Origin of the sequence: Ralstonia sp. TCR112, assembly GCF_007997035.1 — a bacterium.
GTDB classification, from domain to species: Bacteria; Pseudomonadota; Gammaproteobacteria; order Burkholderiales; family Burkholderiaceae; genus Ralstonia; species Ralstonia edaphi.
In genome coordinates this window covers 114,521-134,798 of record NZ_VOSS01000034.1, presented here as the reverse complement: position 1 = coordinate 134,798, position 20,278 = coordinate 114,521, and the positions used below count along the sequence as shown (strand labels likewise).

23 protein-coding genes and 1 pseudogene are annotated in these 20,278 nt (G+C 65.5%); 11 read left to right on the top strand and 13 right to left on the bottom strand.

What is annotated here, in order from left to right; genetic code table 11:
• Nucleotides 1–31 precede the first annotated feature (31 nt).
• A complete protein-coding gene (locus tag FUT88_RS12360; protein ID WP_147215460.1) occupies nt 32–658 on the bottom strand; it encodes a LysE family transporter in 627 nt (208 codons plus the stop codon).
• Between the two features lie 101 nt (nt 659–759).
• Between FUT88_RS12360 and FUT88_RS12355 the strand changes: the two genes are divergently transcribed.
• Nucleotides 760–1,626, top strand: coding sequence for a LysR family transcriptional regulator (locus FUT88_RS12355; RefSeq protein ID WP_147215458.1), 867 nt, complete (start codon nt 760–762; stop codon nt 1,624–1,626).
• A gap of 12 nt (nt 1,627–1,638) precedes the next feature.
• On the opposite strand, the gene FUT88_RS12350 is transcribed toward FUT88_RS12355, so the two are convergent.
• The 3 genes from FUT88_RS12350 to FUT88_RS12340 form a co-directional block, all read right to left on the bottom strand.
• Entirely contained in the window at nt 1,639–1,911 is a 273-nt protein-coding gene (locus tag FUT88_RS12350) for a hypothetical protein (protein WP_102065366.1), read from the bottom strand.
• A 126-nt stretch (nt 1,912–2,037) separates the two neighbouring features.
• Entirely contained in the window at nt 2,038–2,802 is a 765-nt protein-coding gene (locus tag FUT88_RS12345) for an SDR family oxidoreductase (RefSeq protein ID WP_147215457.1), read from the bottom strand.
• A 49-nt stretch (nt 2,803–2,851) separates the two neighbouring features.
• The gene (locus FUT88_RS12340) at nt 2,852–3,526 is read right to left on the bottom strand and encodes a histidine phosphatase family protein (protein ID WP_147215455.1); all 675 of its coding nucleotides are present in this window, start codon (nt 3,524–3,526) and stop codon (nt 2,852–2,854) included.
• 232 nt (nt 3,527–3,758) lie between these two features.
• On the opposite strand from FUT88_RS12340, the pseudogene FUT88_RS12335 reads away from it, so the two are divergent.
• A pseudogene (locus FUT88_RS12335) lies at nt 3,759–4,983 on the top strand (M20/M25/M40 family metallo-hydrolase).
• An 81-nt stretch (nt 4,984–5,064) separates the two neighbouring features.
• Here FUT88_RS12335 and copD read toward each other — a convergent pair.
• Together copD and copC are read right to left on the bottom strand one after the other, a co-directional pair.
• The gene (gene copD, locus FUT88_RS12330) at nt 5,065–5,994 is read right to left on the bottom strand and encodes a copper homeostasis membrane protein CopD (RefSeq protein ID WP_147215453.1); all 930 of its coding nucleotides are present in this window, start codon (nt 5,992–5,994) and stop codon (nt 5,065–5,067) included.
• Between the two features lie 4 nt (nt 5,995–5,998).
• Complete coding sequence (gene copC, locus FUT88_RS12325; protein WP_147215451.1) at nt 5,999–6,379, bottom strand: copper homeostasis periplasmic binding protein CopC; 381 nt, start codon at nt 6,377–6,379, stop codon at nt 5,999–6,001.
• Between the two features lie 184 nt (nt 6,380–6,563).
• Here copC and FUT88_RS12320 point away from each other — a divergent pair, with 184 nt between their 5' ends.
• Nucleotides 6,564–7,685 (top strand): beta-ketoacyl-ACP synthase III, encoded by a 1,122-nt coding sequence (locus tag FUT88_RS12320; protein WP_147215449.1) that lies wholly within the window; start codon nt 6,564–6,566, stop codon nt 7,683–7,685.
• A 28-nt stretch (nt 7,686–7,713) separates the two neighbouring features.
• On the opposite strand, the gene FUT88_RS12315 is transcribed toward FUT88_RS12320, so the two are convergent.
• The 3 genes from FUT88_RS12315 to FUT88_RS12305 all read right to left on the bottom strand — a co-directional run bounded on the left by FUT88_RS12315 (nt 7,714) and on the right by FUT88_RS12305 (nt 10,600).
• On the bottom strand, nt 7,714–8,826 hold the full coding sequence (locus FUT88_RS12315; RefSeq protein ID WP_147215447.1) for an alpha/beta hydrolase family protein: 1,113 nt from the start codon (nt 8,824–8,826) through the stop codon (nt 7,714–7,716).
• A 34-nt stretch (nt 8,827–8,860) separates the two neighbouring features.
• A complete protein-coding gene (locus tag FUT88_RS12310; protein WP_261797128.1) occupies nt 8,861–9,667 on the bottom strand; it encodes a GyrI-like domain-containing protein in 807 nt (268 codons plus the stop codon).
• 84 nt (nt 9,668–9,751) lie between these two features.
• Nucleotides 9,752–10,600 (bottom strand): LysR family transcriptional regulator, encoded by an 849-nt coding sequence (locus FUT88_RS12305; RefSeq protein ID WP_147215445.1) that lies wholly within the window; start codon nt 10,598–10,600, stop codon nt 9,752–9,754.
• Nucleotides 10,601–10,703: 103 nt separating this feature from the next.
• On the opposite strand from FUT88_RS12305, the gene FUT88_RS12300 reads away from it, so the two are divergent.
• Nucleotides 10,704–11,087 (top strand): tautomerase family protein, encoded by a 384-nt coding sequence (locus FUT88_RS12300; RefSeq protein ID WP_147215443.1) that lies wholly within the window; start codon nt 10,704–10,706, stop codon nt 11,085–11,087.
• A 111-nt stretch (nt 11,088–11,198) separates the two neighbouring features.
• Here the strand turns inward: FUT88_RS12300 and FUT88_RS12295 are convergent, their stop codons facing one another.
• Together FUT88_RS12295 and FUT88_RS12290 are read right to left on the bottom strand one after the other, a co-directional pair.
• The gene (locus FUT88_RS12295) at nt 11,199–12,158 is read right to left on the bottom strand and encodes an SRPBCC family protein (protein ID WP_147215441.1); all 960 of its coding nucleotides are present in this window, start codon (nt 12,156–12,158) and stop codon (nt 11,199–11,201) included.
• Entirely contained in the window at nt 12,142–12,498 is a 357-nt protein-coding gene (locus tag FUT88_RS12290; protein WP_027679942.1) for an ArsR/SmtB family transcription factor, read from the bottom strand. Before FUT88_RS12290 ends, FUT88_RS12295 begins: the two co-directional genes overlap by 17 nt.
• A gap of 117 nt (nt 12,499–12,615) precedes the next feature.
• Between FUT88_RS12290 and FUT88_RS12285 the strand changes: the two genes are divergently transcribed.
• The 3 genes from FUT88_RS12285 to FUT88_RS12275 are packed head-to-tail and all read left to right on the top strand — an operon-like array spanning nt 12,616 to nt 14,710.
• Nucleotides 12,616–13,503 (top strand): serine aminopeptidase domain-containing protein, encoded by an 888-nt coding sequence (locus FUT88_RS12285; protein WP_147215439.1) that lies wholly within the window; start codon nt 12,616–12,618, stop codon nt 13,501–13,503.
• Complete coding sequence (locus tag FUT88_RS12280; RefSeq protein WP_147215437.1) at nt 13,500–13,934, top strand: MarR family winged helix-turn-helix transcriptional regulator; 435 nt, start codon at nt 13,500–13,502, stop codon at nt 13,932–13,934. The genes FUT88_RS12285 and FUT88_RS12280 overlap by 4 nt, the downstream gene beginning before the upstream one ends.
• On the top strand, nt 13,931–14,710 hold the full coding sequence (locus tag FUT88_RS12275) for an enoyl-CoA hydratase (RefSeq protein WP_147215436.1): 780 nt from the start codon (nt 13,931–13,933) through the stop codon (nt 14,708–14,710). The genes FUT88_RS12280 and FUT88_RS12275 overlap by 4 nt, the downstream gene beginning before the upstream one ends.
• Before the next feature lie 49 nt (nt 14,711–14,759).
• On the opposite strand, the gene FUT88_RS12270 is transcribed toward FUT88_RS12275, so the two are convergent.
• Both FUT88_RS12270 and FUT88_RS12265 read right to left on the bottom strand, forming a co-directional pair.
• Nucleotides 14,760–15,692, bottom strand: coding sequence for a sugar kinase (locus FUT88_RS12270; RefSeq protein ID WP_147215434.1), 933 nt, complete (start codon nt 15,690–15,692; stop codon nt 14,760–14,762).
• Nucleotides 15,689–16,732, bottom strand: a complete 1,044-nt coding sequence (locus FUT88_RS12265) for an SPFH domain-containing protein (protein WP_147215432.1) — start codon at nt 16,730–16,732, stop codon at nt 15,689–15,691. Before FUT88_RS12265 ends, FUT88_RS12270 begins: the two co-directional genes overlap by 4 nt.
• 95 nt (nt 16,733–16,827) lie before the next feature.
• Between FUT88_RS12265 and FUT88_RS12260 the strand changes: the two genes are divergently transcribed.
• The 4 genes from FUT88_RS12260 to FUT88_RS12245 all read left to right on the top strand — a co-directional run bounded on the left by FUT88_RS12260 (nt 16,828) and on the right by FUT88_RS12245 (nt 20,153).
• Entirely contained in the window at nt 16,828–17,562 is a 735-nt protein-coding gene (locus FUT88_RS12260) for an NUDIX hydrolase (RefSeq protein ID WP_147215430.1), read from the top strand.
• A 205-nt stretch (nt 17,563–17,767) separates the two neighbouring features.
• The gene (locus tag FUT88_RS12255; protein WP_186829295.1) at nt 17,768–18,481 is read left to right on the top strand and encodes a TonB C-terminal domain-containing protein; all 714 of its coding nucleotides are present in this window, start codon (nt 17,768–17,770) and stop codon (nt 18,479–18,481) included.
• Nucleotides 18,471–18,983, top strand: a complete 513-nt coding sequence (locus FUT88_RS12250) for an RNA polymerase sigma factor (RefSeq protein ID WP_147215426.1) — start codon at nt 18,471–18,473, stop codon at nt 18,981–18,983. The genes FUT88_RS12255 and FUT88_RS12250 overlap by 11 nt, the downstream gene beginning before the upstream one ends.
• Nucleotides 18,984–19,154: 171 nt before the next feature.
• A complete protein-coding gene (locus FUT88_RS12245) occupies nt 19,155–20,153 on the top strand; it encodes a FecR family protein (protein WP_186829294.1) in 999 nt (332 codons plus the stop codon).
• The last annotated feature ends 125 nt before the right edge of the window (nt 20,154–20,278 follow it).

The following is a 20,278-nucleotide window of genomic DNA, read 5'->3' as shown; positions in this document are numbered from 1 at the left end:
CGCAGGCATGGGAAGGCCGCCGTGCGTGGCATCACGCAAGCCGCGCGAGCCCCAGCGCCAATCCCAATCCGATCAGGATCACGCCAATCACGCCGTCCACGATGCGTTGCCGTGCCAGCAGCGAACGCCGCAACGCGCCTGACGCAAACACTGCGGCCACCAACGCAAACCACACCGCGTGCGCAGCCAACATGAACAGGCCGTAGCCGAACTGCGCGAGCAGCGGCGTGTCTGGCCGGACGACCTGCGTGTACGTGCTGACCACGAACAGCGTTGTTTTTGGATTGAGCGCATTGGTGAGAAACCCCATGCGCAGGGCTGCGAACGTCGATAGCGTTGGAGCGTCGACGCTGATACCGGCAGTCTCGCCGCTGGGCAACGGCTTGGCCGACAGCGTCTTCCAGCCGATCCACACCAGGTACGCCGCGCCCACCAGCTTGATGCCGTGCAGAAGCGCTGGCGCGTGCGCAATCAGCAGCCCTACGCCGAACATCGTGTAGAACACGTGCACTTGCACGCCGAGCGCAATGCCCAGCGCGCACAGCACGCCGGCGCGCCGCCCATGCAGCAGGCTGTTGCGCGTAACCATGGCAAAGTCCGCGCCCGGGCTGATGACAGCCAGGATGGTGATGAGGGCAACAGCAAGGAGTTCGGTCATGTCGAGCGCAATCGCAAAGTGAGGATGCGCCGATTCTGGATGCGTCCGCCATCGCTGAAAATCGATTTATGATGCCGTCTTTCGGTGAGGAAAACTGACAGATGGCGCTGCCACCGTTGAATACCCTGCGTGTGTTTGAAGCTGCGGCACGGCATGGCAGCTTCGTGCGCGCGGCGCAGGAACTGCACGTGACACATGGCGCGGTGAGTCGGCAGATACGGCAGCTGGAAACGTCGTTAGGCGTGGACCTGTTCGAGAGGCGCAATCGGGCGGTCTTCCTGACATCGGCGGGCGAACAACTGCATGCCGCTGCCACCGATGCGTTCGGAATTCTCACGGATAGCATCGACCGGATTGCCCGCCGGGCAACGTCTTCAGCGCTGGTGGTGTCATGCGAACCGACGCTGGCGATGCGGTGGTTGATCCCGCGGCTGTCGCGCTTTCAGGCCCGGCATCCGGCCATCCAAGTGCATCTGTTTGCGGCGGGCGGCCCCATCGATTTCGCACGCACCGGTGTGGACGTCGCCTTGCGCCGTGATGACTTTGCATGGCCCGCGCACGTGCATGCAGCACCCATTTGCGACGAGTGGATCGGGCCGGTGCACGCCCCCCAAGCGGATCCCGCCGCGCGCCGACGGCTGCTGCATACCGCCACGCGCCCCGATGCATGGCAGGCGTGGTGGCGTGCCAGCAGCACGACCCGACCGCGCGGCCGGTTGCCCGAGGCGCGCTATGAACATTTCTATCTGAGTTTGCAGGCGGCCCTGGCCGGGCAGGGCACGGCCATCGCATCAAAGCTGATGGCCGGTGACGATCTGAAAGATGGGCGGCTGATTGCGCCCGAAGGGTTTAGGCGTGACGGCTCGGGCTACTACTTGCTGGCCGATGCGCCGATCGCTCCCGACAGCCCGGCCGGCGCCTGGCTTGCCTGGCTGCGCGAAGAGACGGCCGCCACGCTGGCGGATTAACGCAAACGGGCCTTACGCTGCTGCGTGTCCGCCGCGCAGAATGCCCCGAATGGTGGCCAGATAGGCTTCGCCCACGGCCCGGTTGAGCGGCCGCGCACGGGGCGTCGCGCGTTTGCGCGGCGGCGGCGTCAGGCCCAGCGTGCGGCAGACTTCCGACGCATAGGGCCGCCCGCGCACCTCCATGCGCAACACGACTTCGTTCAGCGCCTGTTCACCCAGACGCTCGCGCAGCCAGAGCACAGTCTGGCGGTCGTACTCGTTTTCGATGCGGATCAGGTCGTCCATGGCAGTGCTGTATAAATTTACAGTTACTGTAAATATATACAGGTATCCACAGATTTCAAGGACGATGTTGCAGCCGCGCCGCACGAGCGCGACGGGCGGCTCAGTCGATGCCGTAAACGCCCAGTGTCAGACCGTCATGCCGCCATCGACGACGATGCATTCGCCGTTGGTGTAGCTCGCCGCATCCGACACGAGATAAAGCACCGTGCCCGCCATCTCTCGCGGTTCGGCGTGGCGGCGCAGCGGGATTTCGCTGATCCAGCGGTCGTATGTCGCCTTGTCTTCGAACAGCGCGCCTGCGAATTTGGTCTTGGTCAGGCCCGGCAGCAGCGCATTCACGCGAATGCCGAAGGGCCCGCATTCCTTGGCGAACGCGCGCGTCATGTGGGCCACGGCGGCCTTGGTGATGGAGTAGATGCCCTGCTTGTCGCCCGGGTGCAGCGCGTTGACCGATGCGGTGTTGACGATCGCACCGCCGCCCTGCGCCTTCATCATCTTGCCGGCTTCGACCGACATGAAGAAGTAGCCGCGAATGTTCACTTCCACCGTCTTCTCGTAGGCTGCCAGATCCGTATCGAGGATGTGGCCGAAGTGCGGGTTGGCTGCGGCGTTGTTGACGAGGATGTCGAGCCGGCCGTGCTTGTGGCGGATGGTGTCGAACGCCGCGGCAATGTCTTCCATGCGGCCGACGTGGCAGGCGAGGGCTTCAGCCTTGCCGCCCGCCGCGCGGATGCCTTCGGCCACGATTTCGCAGTCGGCCAGCTTGCGGCTGGACACGATCACGTGTGCCCCTTGTTCTGCCAGCAGCTTGGCAATCTCTTCGCCAATGCCGCGGCTGGCGCCGGTCACAAGGGCAATCTTTCCGGTCAGGTCGAACAGGTTCGTGCTCATGGTGTGCTCCTCCAATGGTGATGTGTTGTGGGCGTCTGCGCGTAGGCGTTCAGCCGTAGGTCTGGAACGCGCGCCGTGCCGGGTCGTCCAGGTGCGGGATGCCATTGAAGGTGGCGAGCTGGAACGATTCGGCGTTGAAGAAATACTGAGAGACGCTGCTGTTGCGGATCTGCAGGTTCAGCGCGATGGCGCTGGCGGGCGGTGCGGCCAGCACCTGCTGTGCGGTCACGGCGATGGGGCCGCCGGAGCTGATGGCGAGCACACGCTGCCCACCGCCGGCCTGGATGGCTGCGCGCGCATCGGCCACGCGCTGCTGGAAGGCGGCCCACGTCTCGGGCAGCGGCCCGCGGATCTTGTCGTCCGACCACAGGTGCAGCACCTGCTTGAGCGCCCGGTAGTGATCGCGCATCGAGCCCGAAGCCAGCTGTGTCAGCTCCGGAAAATCTTCGCCGAGGGCGGCAAACAGCCCTTGAAAGTCGTATTCGTTCAGCCCGGCATGCTGCTCAACCGCTGTGCCTGAAATGCCCATGCCGCGCAGGATGCCGTCGACGGTCTGCTCATGGCGGCGCAAGGTGCCGCAAATGACGCGATCAAAAACAATGTCCTGCCGCGCGAAATATTCGCCGAGCCAGACGCTCTGCTGCTCGCCGCGCTCGGAGAGCCGGTCGTAATCTGCCGCGCCAAACGAGGCCTGTCCGTGCCGTACGAGATAAAGCTCCGCCATCGTCTGCTCGCTGAATCAAAGGGGGAACCAGATTAGCGGGGCATGCATTATTTGTGAAATTTATTCTTTGAATGACCGGTAATGCATGCAGCGAATAGTTTGGTCCTTGCACGACTTGCCGCCAAGAGCAAGCTGCCGGTCACACCCGTGCGCCCCGCGCAACATGGCCGTCCCCGCGCGCGCCGATCTTGTGTGTAATGGCTGTTTTGCCACTCCACTACAAAGGTCCCGCATGAAACCGTCCCGTCTTGCCGTTGCCGCATTGCTGCTGTGTGCCTCAGGTCTGTCGTGCGCTGCCGCCGATGCCAATCCCAAGGTGCTGTCCGCCGCCGAGGGCTACCGCGGCGACGCGCTGCAATTGCTGGAGCGCCTGGTGAACATCGACTCGGGCACGGGCAACGAAGCGGGGCTCAGCCAGATCGGCACCATCGTCACCGACGAACTGCGCAAGGCTGGCGCCCAAGTGGAAACGGTGCCCGCCACGCCGGCCGTGGGCAACAACATCCTCGCCACCTGGAAGGGCACCGGCAAAACGCGCATTCTGCTGATGGCCCACATGGACACCGTCTTCAAGGACGGCACTGCCCGCGCCAAGCCGTTCACCATCAAGGACAAGCGCGCCTACGGCCCCGGCGTGATGGACGACAAGGGCGGCGTGGTGGCGGGTTTGTATGCGATGAAGATCCTGCAGCAGCTCGACTTCAAGCAATACGGGCAAGTCACGCTGCTGCTCAACACGAACGAGGAAACCGGCTCCAAGGGCACGCGGGCGTTGATCGAGCGCGAGGCCAAGCAACATGACGTGACGCTCAACCTGGAGCCGGCCGGCCCGCCGATGGGCTGGTCGTGTGGCGCAAGGGCAGCGGCACGGCCGAGATCGACATCAAGGGCAAGGCCGCACACGCCGCGTCGCGCCCGAATCCGGTCGCAACGCCGCCAACGAACTGGCGCATCAGGTGCTGCAGCTCGGCAAGCTGGGCGACAGCGCCAAACAGACGACCTTCAACGTGACGGTGCTCAAGGCGGGCGATGCGACCAACGTCATCCCCGACCATGCAACGGCGTATGCAGACGTGCGCGTGGCCGTGCCGGAGGAATTCGACCGCGTGGAGCGGGACCTGACGCGCGTATCGGCCAACAAGTTGATTCCGGACACGGAAGTCAAGACCTCGCTGGTGCGCAGCTTCCCGCCGATGCCGCGCAATGACGCGTCGGACAAGCTGGCCGCCAAGGCGCAAGCCATCTACGGCGAGATCGGCCGCAAGCTCACGCTCGAGGGCAGCGGCGGCGCCGCCGATTCCAGTCTGTCAGCCGGTGTCGGCACGCCCACGCTCGATGGCTTCGGGATCGTCGGGGGCGGCATCCACACGCCGGAGGAATACGCGGAAGTGGAGAGCGTCGTGCCGCGTCTCTACCTGCTGTCGCGCATGATCATGGAGCTTGCGGCGAACAAGTAAGTGCCGCGCGGCGGCATGCAACAACGAACGGGTGACGGCGCGGTGCTGTCACCCGTTTTGTTTTGTCGGCTCCGCCGGACGCTACGCAGGCAGTGGTGAAAGCGTGCCAAGCCACGCCACCAGCGCCAGGATCAGCATGGCAAGACAGGCTTCTGCCCGCAGGCTGTTGTGCAGCGCCTTGACTGCGCCAGCGGTATCGCCAGCGTTGATTGCAGCCGCGAGCCGGGGGCTCAATCGATAGCGATTGCCCGCTGCCAGCAGGAGCATCAACGCAAACAGTGCGAGCTTGCCGAGCAGCAACCACCCATACGGCGCCGTGAAGAGCGCGTCGAACGTCGGGCCGGCAACCAGCACATAGTTGACGACGCCCGTGGCAATCAACATCGCGACGATGCCCGTGCCGATAATCGCGAAGCCGCTGGCGGCACGGCTGAGGGTTTGAACGGTATCGGGCTCGTTTTCATGTCGGCCCGACGACAGCAGCACGAAGGCGACCAACGCACCCACCCACATGCCAGCCGCCAGCAGGTGCGTCATGTCGATTGCCAGATGGAGCGCGCCGCGTAACCCCTCGTCCATGGCGCCGTGCCCGGCCCATGCAAGCGTGGCCAGCGCGATGGCGCCGGACGCCGCCAGTCCGATCTGTCGGCGGCGCGCATTTCGGCGCCACGCGATTGCCATGACGAGACCCGTCGCAAGCACCGCAATGCGCACCAGCCATGCCGCGCCGACTGCCGTGCCGGTCAGGATCATGTCGAAGACATGGCTGGTCAGCTCGCTATAGCGTGTGGCGCCGGTCATCGACTCGGCCATCGCCACCACGTCCCAGATCGACAGCACGATACCGGCCAATACCGATGCATCCAGCACCTTTCCGTACAGCCGAGAGACGCCCGACGATGGATCGGTTGGGCCAAGCGCGTAGAGGCTGAAAAGCGATACGCCGAAAAGCACCATCAAATCCAGATACAGCGCAAAGCGCAGGGTGACGGCCAGCCAGTCCTCCGGCATCGCGTTACTTCACCTCGAACGTCAGGTTGCCGGCTACGCGGTGGGTGTCTGCGGCTACGACATGCCAGTCGACGCGGTACGCCCCGGGCGCGAGCGGCTGCGTGGGGGAGACGGTCAGCGTGCGCCCGTCGGTGCCCGTGGCGACCTTGGCGGCCACATTCGTCGTCGAGCCGGATGGCGCGGTCATGACGAGCGTGGCATCACTGAACTGGGCAACCAGTTTTTCCGAGAAATGGAGCGCAATCTGGGCCGGGGGCGGCCCCACGGATTTGTCGGCGGGATTGGCCGAAAGCAGCTTCGGATGGGCCATGGCAAGCGAGGTGGCGAGGGCGGCACCAATGGCAACACACGCTTGGGCAATTCGGGAGGGGCGGAGCGTCGGCATGCGGGTTTCCTGCAAGGGTCGGAAATGGCGACTAGCGTAACGCATCATTTTCCGCGCGGCGCGCCTGCCCATGTGCGTGCCGCAGCGCAAGGCCAGACTAGATGTAAACGACCACATCCGGCGCCCCGTTTTACCGGGCCGATGTGCTATCGTCCCCGCCACGAAAAATTCACAAATTCCGGGTATGCACGACGTCGTCATCAGCGGCACGGGCCTGTGGGTCGCGCCCGAGGTCATCACCAACGAGGAGCTGGTCGCCTCCTACAACGCCTACGCGCAGCTCTACAACGCGCAGCACGCTGCCGCGATTGCGGCGGGCGAACTGACGGCGCTGGCGGAATCGTCGGCGGAGTTCATCGAGAAGGCGTCAGGCATCCGCCAGCGCTACGTGGTCGACAAGGCCGGCGTGCTGGACCCGACGCGCATGCGCCCGCGTCTGACGCCGCGCCCCGACGATGCGCTGTCGCTGCAGGCAGAGATTGGTGTGGCCGCCGCGCGCGACGCATTGGCCGCTGCCGGCCGCGACGCCGCCGACGTCGACATGCTGCTTTGCGCGACGTCCAATTTCCAACGTCCGTATCCGGCGTTGGGCGTGGAGATCCAGAACGGTATTGGCGCGGGCGGTTACGCCTTCGACATGAACGTCGCGTGCTCGTCGGCCACGTTCGGGCTGGAGCAGGCCATCAACGCCGTGCGCAGCGGCACGGCCCGCGCCGCGCTGGTGGTGAGCCCGGAAATCACCTCCGGCCACCTCGACTGGAAAGACCGCGACTGCCACTTCATCTTCGGCGACGTGTGCACGGCCGTGCTCGTCGAACGCGCGGAAGACACCCGCTCGGCCGACGCCTGGCGCGTGCTCGGCACCAAATGCGCGACGAGCTTTTCCAACAACATCCGCAACAACGCCGGCTACCTCTCGCGCAGCGAAGACCGCAACCCGGACGATCGCGATCAGCTCTTCCGCCAGGAAGGCCGCAAGGTCTTCAAGGAAGTCTGCCCGATGGCGGCGGAGCACATTGCCGGCCATCTGCAGCAACTGGGCCACGCGCCGGCCGACGTGCGCCGCTTCTGGCTGCATCAGGCCAACCTGGCGATGAACCAGCTGATCGGTAAGCGCCTGCTCGGGCACGATGCATCGGCCGACGAGGCGCCGGTCATTCTCGACGAGTTCGCCAACACGGCATCGGCAGGTTCCATCATTGCGTTCCACCGCCACCGTGCCGACCTGAAGTCGGGCGACCTCGGCATGATCTGCTCGTTTGGCGCGGGCTATTCGATCGGCAGCGTGGCGGTGCAGAAGCAGTAATCGATCTGCACCGAATCGCGGGCGACGCTCAGGTCTGACCGGGCAGCGTCGCCGCGAAAAAATCCAGCGCACGGCGCACGGCCTGTGCATGCACCGCATCGCGATCCACGCCGGGGTTGTCCTTGCACAGCAGCGGCACATGGGGTGCGGCACCGGGCAGGCATGTGTCCACGAACGTGTAGTGCGACGCCCCCGGCACCAGCAGCAGATCGGCCTTGGGCAGCATCTTGGCGACGTGTCGCACGTTGGTGTCGACGGGCACGGTGACATCCGCGTCTCCGGCCATCAGCGAGACCGGGATGCTGATGTTGGCGAGCGACGTGGCGTCCATCGCCATGCCCAGTGCGGGCGCCATCGCAAAAACGCTTTTGATGCGTGCGTCGCGGTAGGACGCGCCGGAGCGGGCGAGGGACGCTTCCGTCTGCGGTGACCTCGCTGTGTCGGCAGTCGGGTTGATCTGCGCTCGGGCCATCTCCGGCGGGTGGCAGATGGCATCGGCCTGTGGCGAGCCGCAGAACGCCATGAAGGCAGCGACATCCGTGCGCGCGCCGGCCAGCTCCAGAACGGTATAGCCACCCAACGAAAAGCCGATGGCGCCGATGCGCGTGCGATCGACACGCGCGCCCAACACGGGATCGGCGAGCACGCCATCCAACACTTCGCTGACATCGGTGGCGCGCTCCCACCACAGCATGAAGCCTTCGCGCGTGAGCGGTTCCAGCGCCGTGTTGCCCGGGTGGTTCACGCCCGCGACGATGTAGCCGTGCGCGGCCAGCGCAGCGGCCATCCAATCGAGGCTGTCTGCCGTGCCGCCGGTGCCGTGTGAAAGCAGCAGCAGCGGATATTGCGCCTGCATTGACGCGACGGGCGCTTCGCCGGCAGTTGGCTGCATGCGGAACGGCGACCGGCCCGGCGCATCAACGTTGTGTGAAATCTCGGGCACGGAAATATCCGCCGGATACCAGACGTTGGTGATGAGCGCCTGCGTGCGTGCTCCGCGCCAATGGCGCTCGGCCTGCGGATGAAATGCGCGGGTGGCTTCACCGACGTGGTACGGCGCAGCAGGTTCATCAGCGGAACCGCCATAGGCCGCGCCCACGGCAAAGGCCGCCAGCGCGGCGGCAAGGCAACGACGCAACATCTTTACTCCTTGCGGATGGGAATCATCAGGTCGGTCACACAGGCGCGTGGCGGGTGGTGCCGTCCGGGGCTGCGATACAGCTCAAGCGCTGGGCGGTCGTCCGGTTCGAAGCCGTAGCTGGGGAGCAGCCGCCGTAGAGCGCCTGCATGGTGGGCGCGATCAGCGCGTAAGGGCCGATCAGCCGGTGGCAAGCGTAGAGGCCGCCTTCGATGCGCATCGGCTGGAGGCGGCCGGTAATGGCGCGCGGCGTATCGAGGATCACGCCCGCAAAGTACTCGAACGAGCCAGGCGTCTCCGGATCGCCATAGCAGACACCAATGCGGTCAGGCGCATCCGCCAATTCCATATCGATGCCGAGCAACTGCCGCAGCATGACAAACGTCTGACGGATCGTCGCAACGGGGCCGTCGTGGCGCAGGCAGAGCGCGTGCAGCGGCGGCTGCTCGATCAGCTCGATGGGCGGCAGGTCTGCGGTCTCGGTGCTGCGCACATTCAGCGCCTGCTGCCGGGTCTGGAACGCGCGCGGGCTTACGCCGGTGAACTCGCGGAAAGCGCGGGCGAAGGCCTGCGGGCTGCCATACCCAACGTTGAGCGCGACATCGGTGACGGAATCCTCTGCGCCGCTCAACCGGTGCGCAGCCTGCGCCAGCCGCAGGCGCTGGACGGTCTCGAACACGCCTTCGCCGGTCAGGGCGCGGTAGATGCGATGAAAGTGAAATGGCGACAAGTGCGCCACCGCCGCCAGGCTCTGCACGGTATGCGGCGCGGCGGGGTCGGCCAGGATCGCCTCGATGACGCGGGCGATGCGGCGGTGGTAGTCGTGTTCAGTGCGGGGCTTCATGCGGCAAAGCATAGTCGCCCCGCAGGCGTCGCGCGGTGCAGCGATTGCGCAAAATGCGCGTGCGGGAGGCGCGTCCCGCTATCGTCAGCCCGTGGCCCGCAAGGTGGAGGCGAAGGTCCGCAGCGCCTTCTTTGCGGCCGGATCGGCGACCCGCGAATGCAGCACCACGCTGCGCGACGGAAGCGGCGGGAGGCCAAGCGCATCGCCCACATCGATGGTGCCGGCCGGTGCCACGCGTCGGCTGAGTGCCGCCACCGCCAAGCCGGCCGCCACCGCCGCGCCGATGGTGGCTACGCCGCCCCCGATGAAGACCTCTTGCCAGGCGATGCCCGCGGTGTCCAACGCCGTCGTTGCCATCTGCCGGATGCGGCACGTTTCGGTCTGGTTGGCCAGACGGACCGGTTCGCCCGCGCGGTGCTCAAAGTCCGGTGCGGCCATCCAGCCGAAAGGCTCTTCCATGAGGACTTCGCCGTCGGTGCGGCGGTTGTCGTGGCGCAGCACGATGGCGGCATCCAACACGCCGCCTTCGAGCATCTCCACGATTTCCCAGGAACTGGCGATGCGGATTTCCAGTGTGAGCGTCGGTTCCGCCCGGCCCATCTGTCGCAAGAGGCGCGGCAGTTCTGCGCCGACGATGTGGTGGCTCATCCCGACCGACAAGCGCCGCCGCTCCACGCCAAACGAGCCCAGCGCGCCTTCGTGCGCAGCCACCAGGTCACGCGCTGCCGGGAGAAACGCCGCGCCATCCTGCGACAGCCGCACCAGGCGCGGCGTGCGCTCCAGAAGCCGGCGGCCCAGCGCATCTTCCAGCCGCTTGATCTTCAGGCTCACGGCGGATTGCGTCGAATCCATGGCCTCCGCCGCACGCGTGAAGCTCTTCAGATCGGCGGTCAGAACGAAGGCCTGAACAGCCTCCAGGTCGAGCATCCTCATGGTTCAATCATTTTGAAATCGAATGATTGAAATATCTTAGGATGCCTTTTTGCAATGGGCAATGTGAGGCATCCTGTGGTCACTGCAAACCAAGGAGTGGACCATGCCTCTCGTTCAAGTGTCGTTGCGGCGCGGCAAGCCTGCCGCTTATCACCAGGCCATTTTCGACGGCGTCTATCGCGCCATGCGCGAAACATTCAACGTGCCGGAAGACGACCGCTTCATGACGCTGACCGAGCACGACGCGAGTACCTTCAGCGTCAGCCCGACGTACTTCGGCATCGCGCGCAGCGACGACGTGGTGATCATCCAGATCACCGCCAACAACACGCGCAACCTCGAGCAGAAGCAGGCGCTCTATCGCCGCATCGTCGAGCTGCTGGGCGACAAGCCGGGCGTGCGACCCGAAGACGTATTCATCAACCTCGTGGAGGTGCTGCCCGAGAACTGGTCGTTCGGCCACGGGATCGCGCAGTATGCGAAATGACACCGCGCCAGGCGCTTCTCGCGCACCTGGGCGGCGTGCTGTGGGGGGCAGTGTTGATCGTCGGCACGGCGGTCACGTTGGCGGCCGTCGCGCGCGACGTATTGCCCAGGCTCAGTCCTTGAGCGAATTGCCCAGCATGTCGAGCAGGAACTGCGTGCCGCGCTCGCGCGATCCGGAATCGTCGTAGCCATCCAGGAAGGCGCCTTGCTCGGTCATGACGAGGTGCGTGCCGCCGGAGCCGTCCTTGGGCTCACGCAACTCCAACGTGGCGAGCGAGGCGGAGATCTTGCGGTCGTCCAGGTGCATCACATACGAATAGACGACGCGTTCGTTCGGGATGACGTCGTGATACAGCGCCTCGAAGCTGGAGACGACACCGCTGTCCCAACGGCCCTTGACGACCTCGCGGCCGCCCGGCGTGGCATCCATTTCACGCACGAGCAGCGTGTAGCCGTTGCCGCCGGCAAACCACTTGGCCTTGGCGGCGGGGTCGGTTAGCGCCTTGAACACGCGCGAGCGCGGTGCGTCGTACGTGCGTTCTACCGTAAAGGTGGCATGCACCACCGAGCGCTGGATGCCATCGGCCACCGGCACGCTTGCGGCTTCGCGTTCCAGCTTGTCGAGCGTCTGCTTCCAGCCTTCGGACGCGCCCTTGATCATCATCTCGGCAATCGGCGCGAGCGGCGTGTGGGTCTGCGTGACTTCCATGCGCGTGCCGCCGCACTCTTCGGCAAAGGTGACGACGGTGTGGGCGTTCATCAGCGGGCGGTTGTCGCCATCCACGACGTTCATGTCGATGACGAGGCGCGCGTTGGGCACGATCTCCAGAAAGTGGCCGCGCGACCAGTGGTCTTGCTCCTCGGGCGAGCGCATGCACACATCGAACTTGCCCCCCACGCGAAATTCAACCGTTGCATCCGGCACCGTGAAGTGCATCGGGCAGAACCAGCGCTTGATGTGGTCGGCGGTGCTCCAGGCCTTGAAGACCCAGTCGCGCGAAACGGGGAAGGTGCGTGAGATCACGAGGGGGCGCAGGGTCGTGCCGGCGGGGCTGTCAATGGTCGTCGTCATGCAAGTCTCCTTGGGTTTTGAGCGTTTCCAGATAGGCGCCCAAGCGGTCGAAGTGCTGTTCCCACTCCAGGCGTCGTTGGTTGATCCACTGCTCGGCGAGGCTCAGCGCCTCGGGTTCGATACGGCAAGTCCGCACGCGGCCCACCTTTTCTGATCGCACGAGACCGGAGTTCTCCAGCACCGACAGGTGCTGCATCACCGCGGGCAGCGAGATATCGAGGGGTTGGGCAAGTTCGCTCACCGACGCCGGCCCGCGCACGAGCTGCACCAGCATCGCGCGCCGGTTGCCGTCGGCCAGGGCCTGGAAGGCGAGATCGAGGGAAGTGTCATGGTTAAGCATGTGGTTAACTATAGCGACTCTGAATAGTTAAGCAAGTACTTTATCTTTCTGTCGTTGACACACCGATTTACTTCGCATACAAAGTAAAACACTTCGCATGCGAACTAAATCGACGTCATGGACAGCACACCGCACACCATTCCCGCCACGGACGGCTATCCGCTCGGCGCCATGCTCTGGACGGCTGCCGGCACGCCGCAGGGCGTGGTGGTCATGCACCCGGCCACGGGCGTGCCGCAGCGCATCTATCAAGCCTTTGCCAAATTCCTGGCCGAGCGCGGCTTCCACACGATGACGTACGACTACCGCGGCATCGGCGCATCGCGGCCCAAGAGCCTGCGACGCTTTGCTGCCCGCATGCGCGACTGGGCGCTGCTCGACGCCGAAGGTGTGATGCGATGGGCAAGGGCGCGCTATCCGGAGTTGCCGCAACTGGCGGTCGGGCACTCGGTGGGCGGCCACGCCATCGGCCTGTGCTGCGCCGACTGGGATGTCGCGGGCGTGGTGCAGGTGGCCTGCCACACCGGCAACTCGCGCTTCATCCGCCAACGCGGCGAACGGTGGCGCGTGGAGCTGATCCTGCGCGGCGTCGGCCCGTTGATGGCGCGGCTGATCGGCTACGTGCCGGGCAAGCGCATGGGCCTGGGCGAAGACCTGCCGGGCGGTGTCGCCATCGAATGGGGCGCATGGGCCGGCATGCAGCGCTACTTTTTCGATGACCCCACACTCGGCGCCATCGAGCGCTTCAACCGCGTCACGCATCCCGTGCTCGTCTACGGCTTTGACGACGACCCGTGGGCCACGCCCGCCGCCATCAACGCGTTGACGATGCACTTCACGAACACGTGGGTCGAGCGGCGGCAGATCGGGCCTGCGCAGGCCGGCGGCGCGGTGGGGCACATGGGCTTCTTCCGCGCGCAGTTCGCCACCACGCTGTGGCCGGGTCTGGTCGATTGGCTGCGCGAGCGTGCCGCCGCCACACGCAACGAAGCGGAGGCTGCATGACGGCACCCGACCGCCGCCTTGTCTATCTGATCAGCGTTGGGCAGCGCCGCTTGCAGCGCTGGATTCAATCGCGCACCGGCGAGGGCGTGACCGCCGCGCAATCCGGCCTGCTGTTCTTCCTGGAGAAGAACGACGGCGCGTTGATGCGCGAAGCCGGCGCCGCGCTGGACCTCGGCCCCTCCGCCATGAGCGGCCTGGTCGATCGCTCTGTCGACGCCGGCCTCATCGAGCGCCGCGCCGATGCCAAGGATGGCCGCGCCTGGCAACTCTGGATCACGCCCGCCGGCCGCGAAGCCCTGGCCGAAACACGCACGGGCCTGGCTGAGCTGAACGCGCGGCTGACCGAAGGTTTTACCGACGCCGAGATCGACGTCGTCGCACGCTGGCTGGCCAGCCTGCAAACCAAGTTCCCCAACGGAGACGAGCAATGAGTGAACACATCCGGAGCCACAACGCCGACGGCGTGCTGACGCTCACCCTGGCGCGCGCCGATAAGAAAAACGCCATCACCGATGCGATGTACGGCGCGCTGGCCGACGCGTTGGGCGCCGCCGAACGCGACAACACCGTGCGCGTGGTGTTGCTGCGCGCCGAGGGCGACATGTTCTCTGCCGGCAACGACATCGGCGAATTTGCATCAATTGCCATGACCGGCGGCAAGGGCGGTGCCGAGCGCAACGTCATCCGTTTCCTGCATGCGCTGGCCCGTGCCACGCGCCCGCTGGTGGCGGCAGTGCAAGGCCGCGCGGTCGGCATCGGCACGACCATGCTCTTGCATTGCGACTTCGTGCTGCTGGCGGACAACGCGCAGCTGTCCACGCCGTTCGTCAATCTGGCGCTGGTGCCGGAAGCCGCATCGAGCCTGCTGATGCCTGCGCGCCTCGGCCACGTGCGCGCGTTCGAGATGTTCGCGCTGGGCGATGCGGTGAACGCGGAATCGGCGCTCGCGTGGGGTTTGGCGAACCGGGTGGTGCCGCTGTACCAGCTCGGCACGGAGGCGCAGGCCATTGCGGCGCGATTGGCGCGCCAGCCGTTGGGGGCCCTGACCGAAACCAAGCGCCTGATGCGCGATGCCGAACTGCTCAAGCAACAGATGGATGCGGAGAGCGCCTGCTTTGCGCGGCGGCTGCAATCTCCAGAGGCGCATGAAGCCTTCCGGGCGTTTGTCGATCGACGACCGCCCAATTTCAACGCCGTGGCGCACTGAGCGCGGCGGTGTCTCCTTCGGCGGCCCTGGTCCGGCCGCCTTTTTTCATTCAGACCGCCAAGCGCCCTTGCGTGGCTGCCACCGAAATCGTCGCTTCCATGCCGGCGGTAAAACGCAGGTAGTCGGCCTCCATGCCATCGGAAAAGATCACGCCGTTCTCCGGCATGCGCGAACGCAACTTGAGCGGTTGGTCTGCATCCACATGGCCGAACACGAGCGTGGCCTGCGATGCGCGGCTCGGAAACGGCTCGCGCACGGCGAACGTCAGTTGCGGGGTGTCCCACGGTTCGGGTTCGTAACGAAAGCCATCGCCGCCGGCATGCATGGCGCGTGCGACGCCCATCGAGCCCGTCACGATGCTCTTCAGCCACGCCGTCGAACCCAGACCCGTGGCGACGATGATGCCCGACGACGATTGCGCTTCACGCCGCTCACCCAGCTCGATTTCATACAGCGCAGATGCATGCGTGCGCGGCCCGATGAAGAGGTCGTTGACGGCGCGCAGCACCTGCCCGTCGGACAGCCGCGCTTCGGCCATCGTCACCGCTTTGGTGGGGCGCTTGTCGCGCGCCACGTCGGCCAGCACGGTGCCGAGATCTTTCGGCTCGAAGGGCAACAGCACGCCGTCCCAGCGGCCGGGCTCCGGGTTGAGGCCGATCAGCGGCTGGCCATCGAGATACTTCATCGAGTTGGCGACCAGCCCGTCTTGCCCGAGCGCCACGACGATATCGTCCGGCGCAAAGATGAAGTTGGGCAGGTAGCCGCGATCGACCACCTGATAGCGGCCCCAGGCTTCCAGCGCGCGCACGGTAATTTCTAGGCTGCGCGCGTAGGCAGCGTTCTCGGCCAGGTAGTCGGAAAAATCGGCGCCCAGGTGTTCGAGGTAGAACTTCGCTTGCGCCAGCGTGTGGTGCCGCGCCACCAGTTCTTCAAGCCGGGTGCGGCGCGTCACCAGCACGACCTTGCGGCCTTCGTGGCTCATGATGCGACCCGTGCGGTGGCGTTGGGGGACGTGGCGTTCATCAGCCCTTGCAGCAGGTCCGGCGACACGTTCAATTGGCCGATGCGTTCTGCACGTTCGGCAATGCCGCCAAACGCCTGGGCGATGAGCTGGCCGGGTTGCATGCCGGCCGCAGCCAGCGCGTTGACGATGCGCGGGTCGGCCTTTTCCAGCGCCTGCATGACGGCGGCCACGCGGTAGGCCTCGGCTTCGGCCAGCGTGCGGCTGTTCTCGGCCTGTCCGGCCACGAAGGCCTTGCGCTGACCTTCGAGTTCCACATCGGCGGCCATCTGTTCGTTGCGCAGGGCATTTTCCTTGCGCATCAGCGTGGCCTTGGCTTCCATCTGCGTCTCGCGGATCTGGCGCTTCTTCTGCTCGACTGCAATGTCAGTGTCCAGCTCGTTCTGGCGAATGGCGCGTTCGTTTTCCACGGCCGACATGCGACGCAAGTAGACGGCGTCATCCGCGGCCTTGAGGTTGGATTCGCGCGCTTCGGCTTCCAGCGCGCGTGCGATGTCCGGGGTCGGCTTGACCGCCATGACCGACACGCCCAGGATCTCCAGCCCCAACGCGGCAATTTCAGGCTGCGCAGCCAATTCGGCTTGCGCGGTGCGCGCGATGGCGGCCGATGCGCGCAGCGCGGCCTTCAGCTCCATCGCCTGAACGGCTTGCTGCACGATCACTTCCACTTGCTGAGCGACGCGATCGCCCAAACGCTTCGGGTCTTCCGACACGTAGGTCTGGCCGTTCTTGGCGAGCGAGAAATCCATCATCGCGGCGGTGCGGCGCGGGTCGCTGATGCGGTACGTCACCTGGCCCTGCACGGTCACGCTCTGAAAGTCGGCTGTTACCAGTTCAAGGATGAAAGGGCGGTCCTGGCTGGCCACGGGCACGGCCACCAGCGTGGTCGTCGGGCCGTAATAGAAGAACGACAGGCCCGAGCCTTCGCGCACCACCTTGCCGGCGCGGAACTGCATGAGATGAACGGTGGGCTGTGACTTGATGAAGCGGATGCCGAACATGATGACCTCCTTGTTTTATAAGTTGTACAGTACAACTTGTATGGGTTGGACAATACAACTTACTATGGGGGCCGTCAAGAAATTTGTGATGCGCCATGGCCACCCGAACCTCCGCGAAGACCTTCCCGCTGCCGTTTACCACCGTCGATGTCGTCATCTTTACGGTGCTGGATGACGTGTTGCGCGTGCTGCTCGTGCAGCGTCCCAATACGGAAGGGGAGCCTTTTCCCGGCGCATGGGCGTTGCCGGGAGGCTTTGTCGATACGGCCGTCGATGCCACGCTGGAAGACTGCGCGCGCCGCAAGCTGCTGGAGAAAACCGGTGTGGGCAGCCCGTATCTGGAGCAGTTGGGCAGTTGGGGCGGCGTGACGCGTGACCCGCGCGGCTGGTCTGCCACGCATGTCTACTTTGCGTTGATGCCTGCGCAGGGTGTGGCACTCGCCAAGGGCGCCAATGCGGCCGACGTGGCGTGGTTTGCGGTGGACGACGTGCTTCGCGCGCCTGAACTCGCCTTCGACCACGCGGAAATCCTGCGCGCCGCCGTCGAGCGTTTGCGCAGCAAGGTCGAATACACCTCGTTGCCAGCCTTTCTGCTGGCCGAGCCGTTTTCGCTGCCGCAGTTGCAACGCATGTACGAAATCGTGCTCGGCCGCCCGGTCGACAAAAGCGGTTTTCGCACCCGCATGCTGGCCGCCAACTTTCTGGAAGAAGCCGGCGTGGCGGAAGGGGATTCGTACCGTCCTGCCAAGGGCTACCGGCTGATTGATCGGAGCCAGCCGGTTGTTTTCCCACGTACGTTCAGCCCGCGCGGTGGTGATTCAAACGCCTGAGCACCGGCTTGGCGCAGCACCCCTCCAACGGGTGCTGTAACAGAACAGTCACGTTGCATTACTACCCTACGCGCTTACTTCACACTTGCGCGCTGTGAAACACGCCTGCAGACCGGGCGCTGACGCACGCGTCTTTCACTGACCGGGTATGGCTGGAAACGTCGCATCGGGTGGTGCGCGGCGGATACTGCCTTGGTGCATCGCGATGATCGGCATCTGCGCTTTCCAACCTGCCGTGCTGGCCGGTCCGCTTGAAGCGGAGCCGGCTGCCATTGCCGGCGCGCCGCCTGCCGATGTCGACCGCTGGTTCGACATCGAGGCGCAGCCGCTGCAACGCGCGCTGGAGCACTATGGCGCCGTCACCGGAATGGCGCTGCTGTATGACAGCGCGTTGACGGCGGGCCGTGCGGCCCCTGCCGTGCGCGGCACGATGACGCCCCATATGGCACTGCTGCGTTTGCTGGAAGGCAGTGGCCTTGCGCCGCGCTACACCGGCAACGATGCGCTGGTGCTCTTGCCGGTGCGGCCGCAAGCGGGCCCCGATGCAAACGATACCGGGGCAACCGACCTGCCGGCGCAGCGACGTTACTACGGCTTGATCCAGCGTCGCATCCGCGATGTGTTCTGCGCAAATGCGATCCTGGCGCAAGGCCGCCACCGCATCGCGCTGCGCCTGTGGGTCGATGCGTCGGGCAGCATCGGCACGGTGCGCCTGCTCGATTCCACCGGCGATGCCGTGCTCGACAGGTTGGTGGTGAGCGCCCTGCAAGGCGCGCCGGTGGGTGAGCCGGTGCCCGCATTCGTGCCGCAACCTTTTACGCTGGTGGTGATGCCGCGGGCATCGGGCCAGAGCTGGGGATGCCCCGCGCCGGCCACGTCGGTCTCCGTGCTTTCCATGGGGAGGCGACATGGCGGATAGCGGCCGCGCGATGCTGCGCGATTTCCTCCTGGAGCGGTACAGCCACCTCAAGTTTCTGCTGTCGCGGCGGCTGGGCAACCCCGACCTTGCCGGCGATGCGCTGCAAGACATCTGGCTGCGCCTGGAGAACCACGGCAGCGGCGATGCGATCGAGCCGGTGCAAAACCCCGGTGCCTATCTCTATCGCATGGCGTTCAACGCGGCCATCGACCAGCAGCGCGCCGAAGACCGCCGCCTGAGCGTGGGCGAGGTCGAAACCATGCTCGATCTGGTGAGCCCCGCGCCGGGGCCCGCTGAAGTTGCGGAGGCCAACTCCGAACTCGATGCGCTGATCCGGGCAATGGAGCAGATGCCCACGCGCCGCCGCGACATCCTGCTGGCCGTGCGGCTGGAGGGCACGCCGCAGCGCGAGGTGGCCGAACGCTTCGGCATCTCGCTGCGACTGGTCGAGCTGGAACTGCAACGCGCCCAGGAGCACTGCGCCGCCAAGCTGGGTCGCTAGCCGCGCGCCTTCGCAAGCCACAATCTGCCCTGGCAATCGATTCAAAAAAAACTCTCAAAAAAATGCTTGCGGGTTTGTGCGCCGGGCGTCGTCATACCCATAAGACCGTCGAAGTGGCGGCAGAGGCAAGCCGCGCCCACAAAGACGGCCGTATGACAGATGGTTGAACGCATGAAGGCAGCACCCGAACCCAACACGACGACACTGAAGATTTCGCACACGCTGCGCCGCGAAGCGCATGCCTGGGTGCGTCGTCTGACTTCGGGCGACGCCACCGTGGCAGACGCGCAGGCGCTCAAGCGCTGGTGCGAAACGAGCGACGCGCATGCGGTAGCGTTTGTGGAGGCGCGCCGGTTGTGGAAAGACTTCGGGCCTGCCGGTGAAGCCGTGCGGCGCAGGCAAGCCGCACAGGCCACCAACATGCAGCGCGCGACGACATTCGGCCGACGCGCATTTCTCGGTGGTGCCTTCGCAACCGCAGCGGGCGCTGCCGTGGCTGTGGTGGCGCCGGCTGGGCTCTGGGGTGCGTTTCCCGCCTTGGCCGCAGATTTCCGCACCAAGACGGGCGAGCAGCGCCAGCTGGCGCTCGCAGCCGACGTGACGGTCGACCTCAACACGCACACGAGCGTTGCGCTGCGCCGTGATGCAACAGCGAATGCGCTCCAAGGCGTCGAGCTGCTCGACGGCGAGATCGCAGTCAACACCACGCGCGCCGCGGCGCAACCGTTCATCGTTGCGGCGGGACCGGGCCGTGCGGAGGCCACGCAGGCCAACTTCGAAGTGCGCAATCTCGATACGCGCGTGTGTGTGACATGTCTTTCAGGCGACGTGCGGGTCGATGCGAATGGCCGCAGTGTGATGCTGACGGCCAATCAGCAAGTGACTTACGGAAAGCACGCCATGAGTGCCGTGATGGCTGCCGATGCGGCGACCACATCGGCGTGGCGCAGTGGGGTGCTGGTGTTCCGTCAGACGCCGTTGTCCGACGTGGTGGATGAGATCAATCGGTATCGCCCCGGCCACGTGCTGGTGGTGGACAGCAAGCTCGAGCGCAGCCGCTTGAATGGGCGTTTTCGCATCGACAAGCTGGACACGGTGTTTGCGCAGATGCGCGAAGTGCTGGGCGCCAAGGTGACGGAGCTGCCCGGCGGCATCGTGCTGCTGGGATAAGCCGGGCGGCGAGCATGCGCCGCTGACATGTTTCTGTCATTGCGGGTTGGCGCTGTGACCTTCGTCATAGCAGGAGAGGCCGCAAGGTGAGTGTGGCCGCCGTTCGATCGTCCGTTCGCCACCCG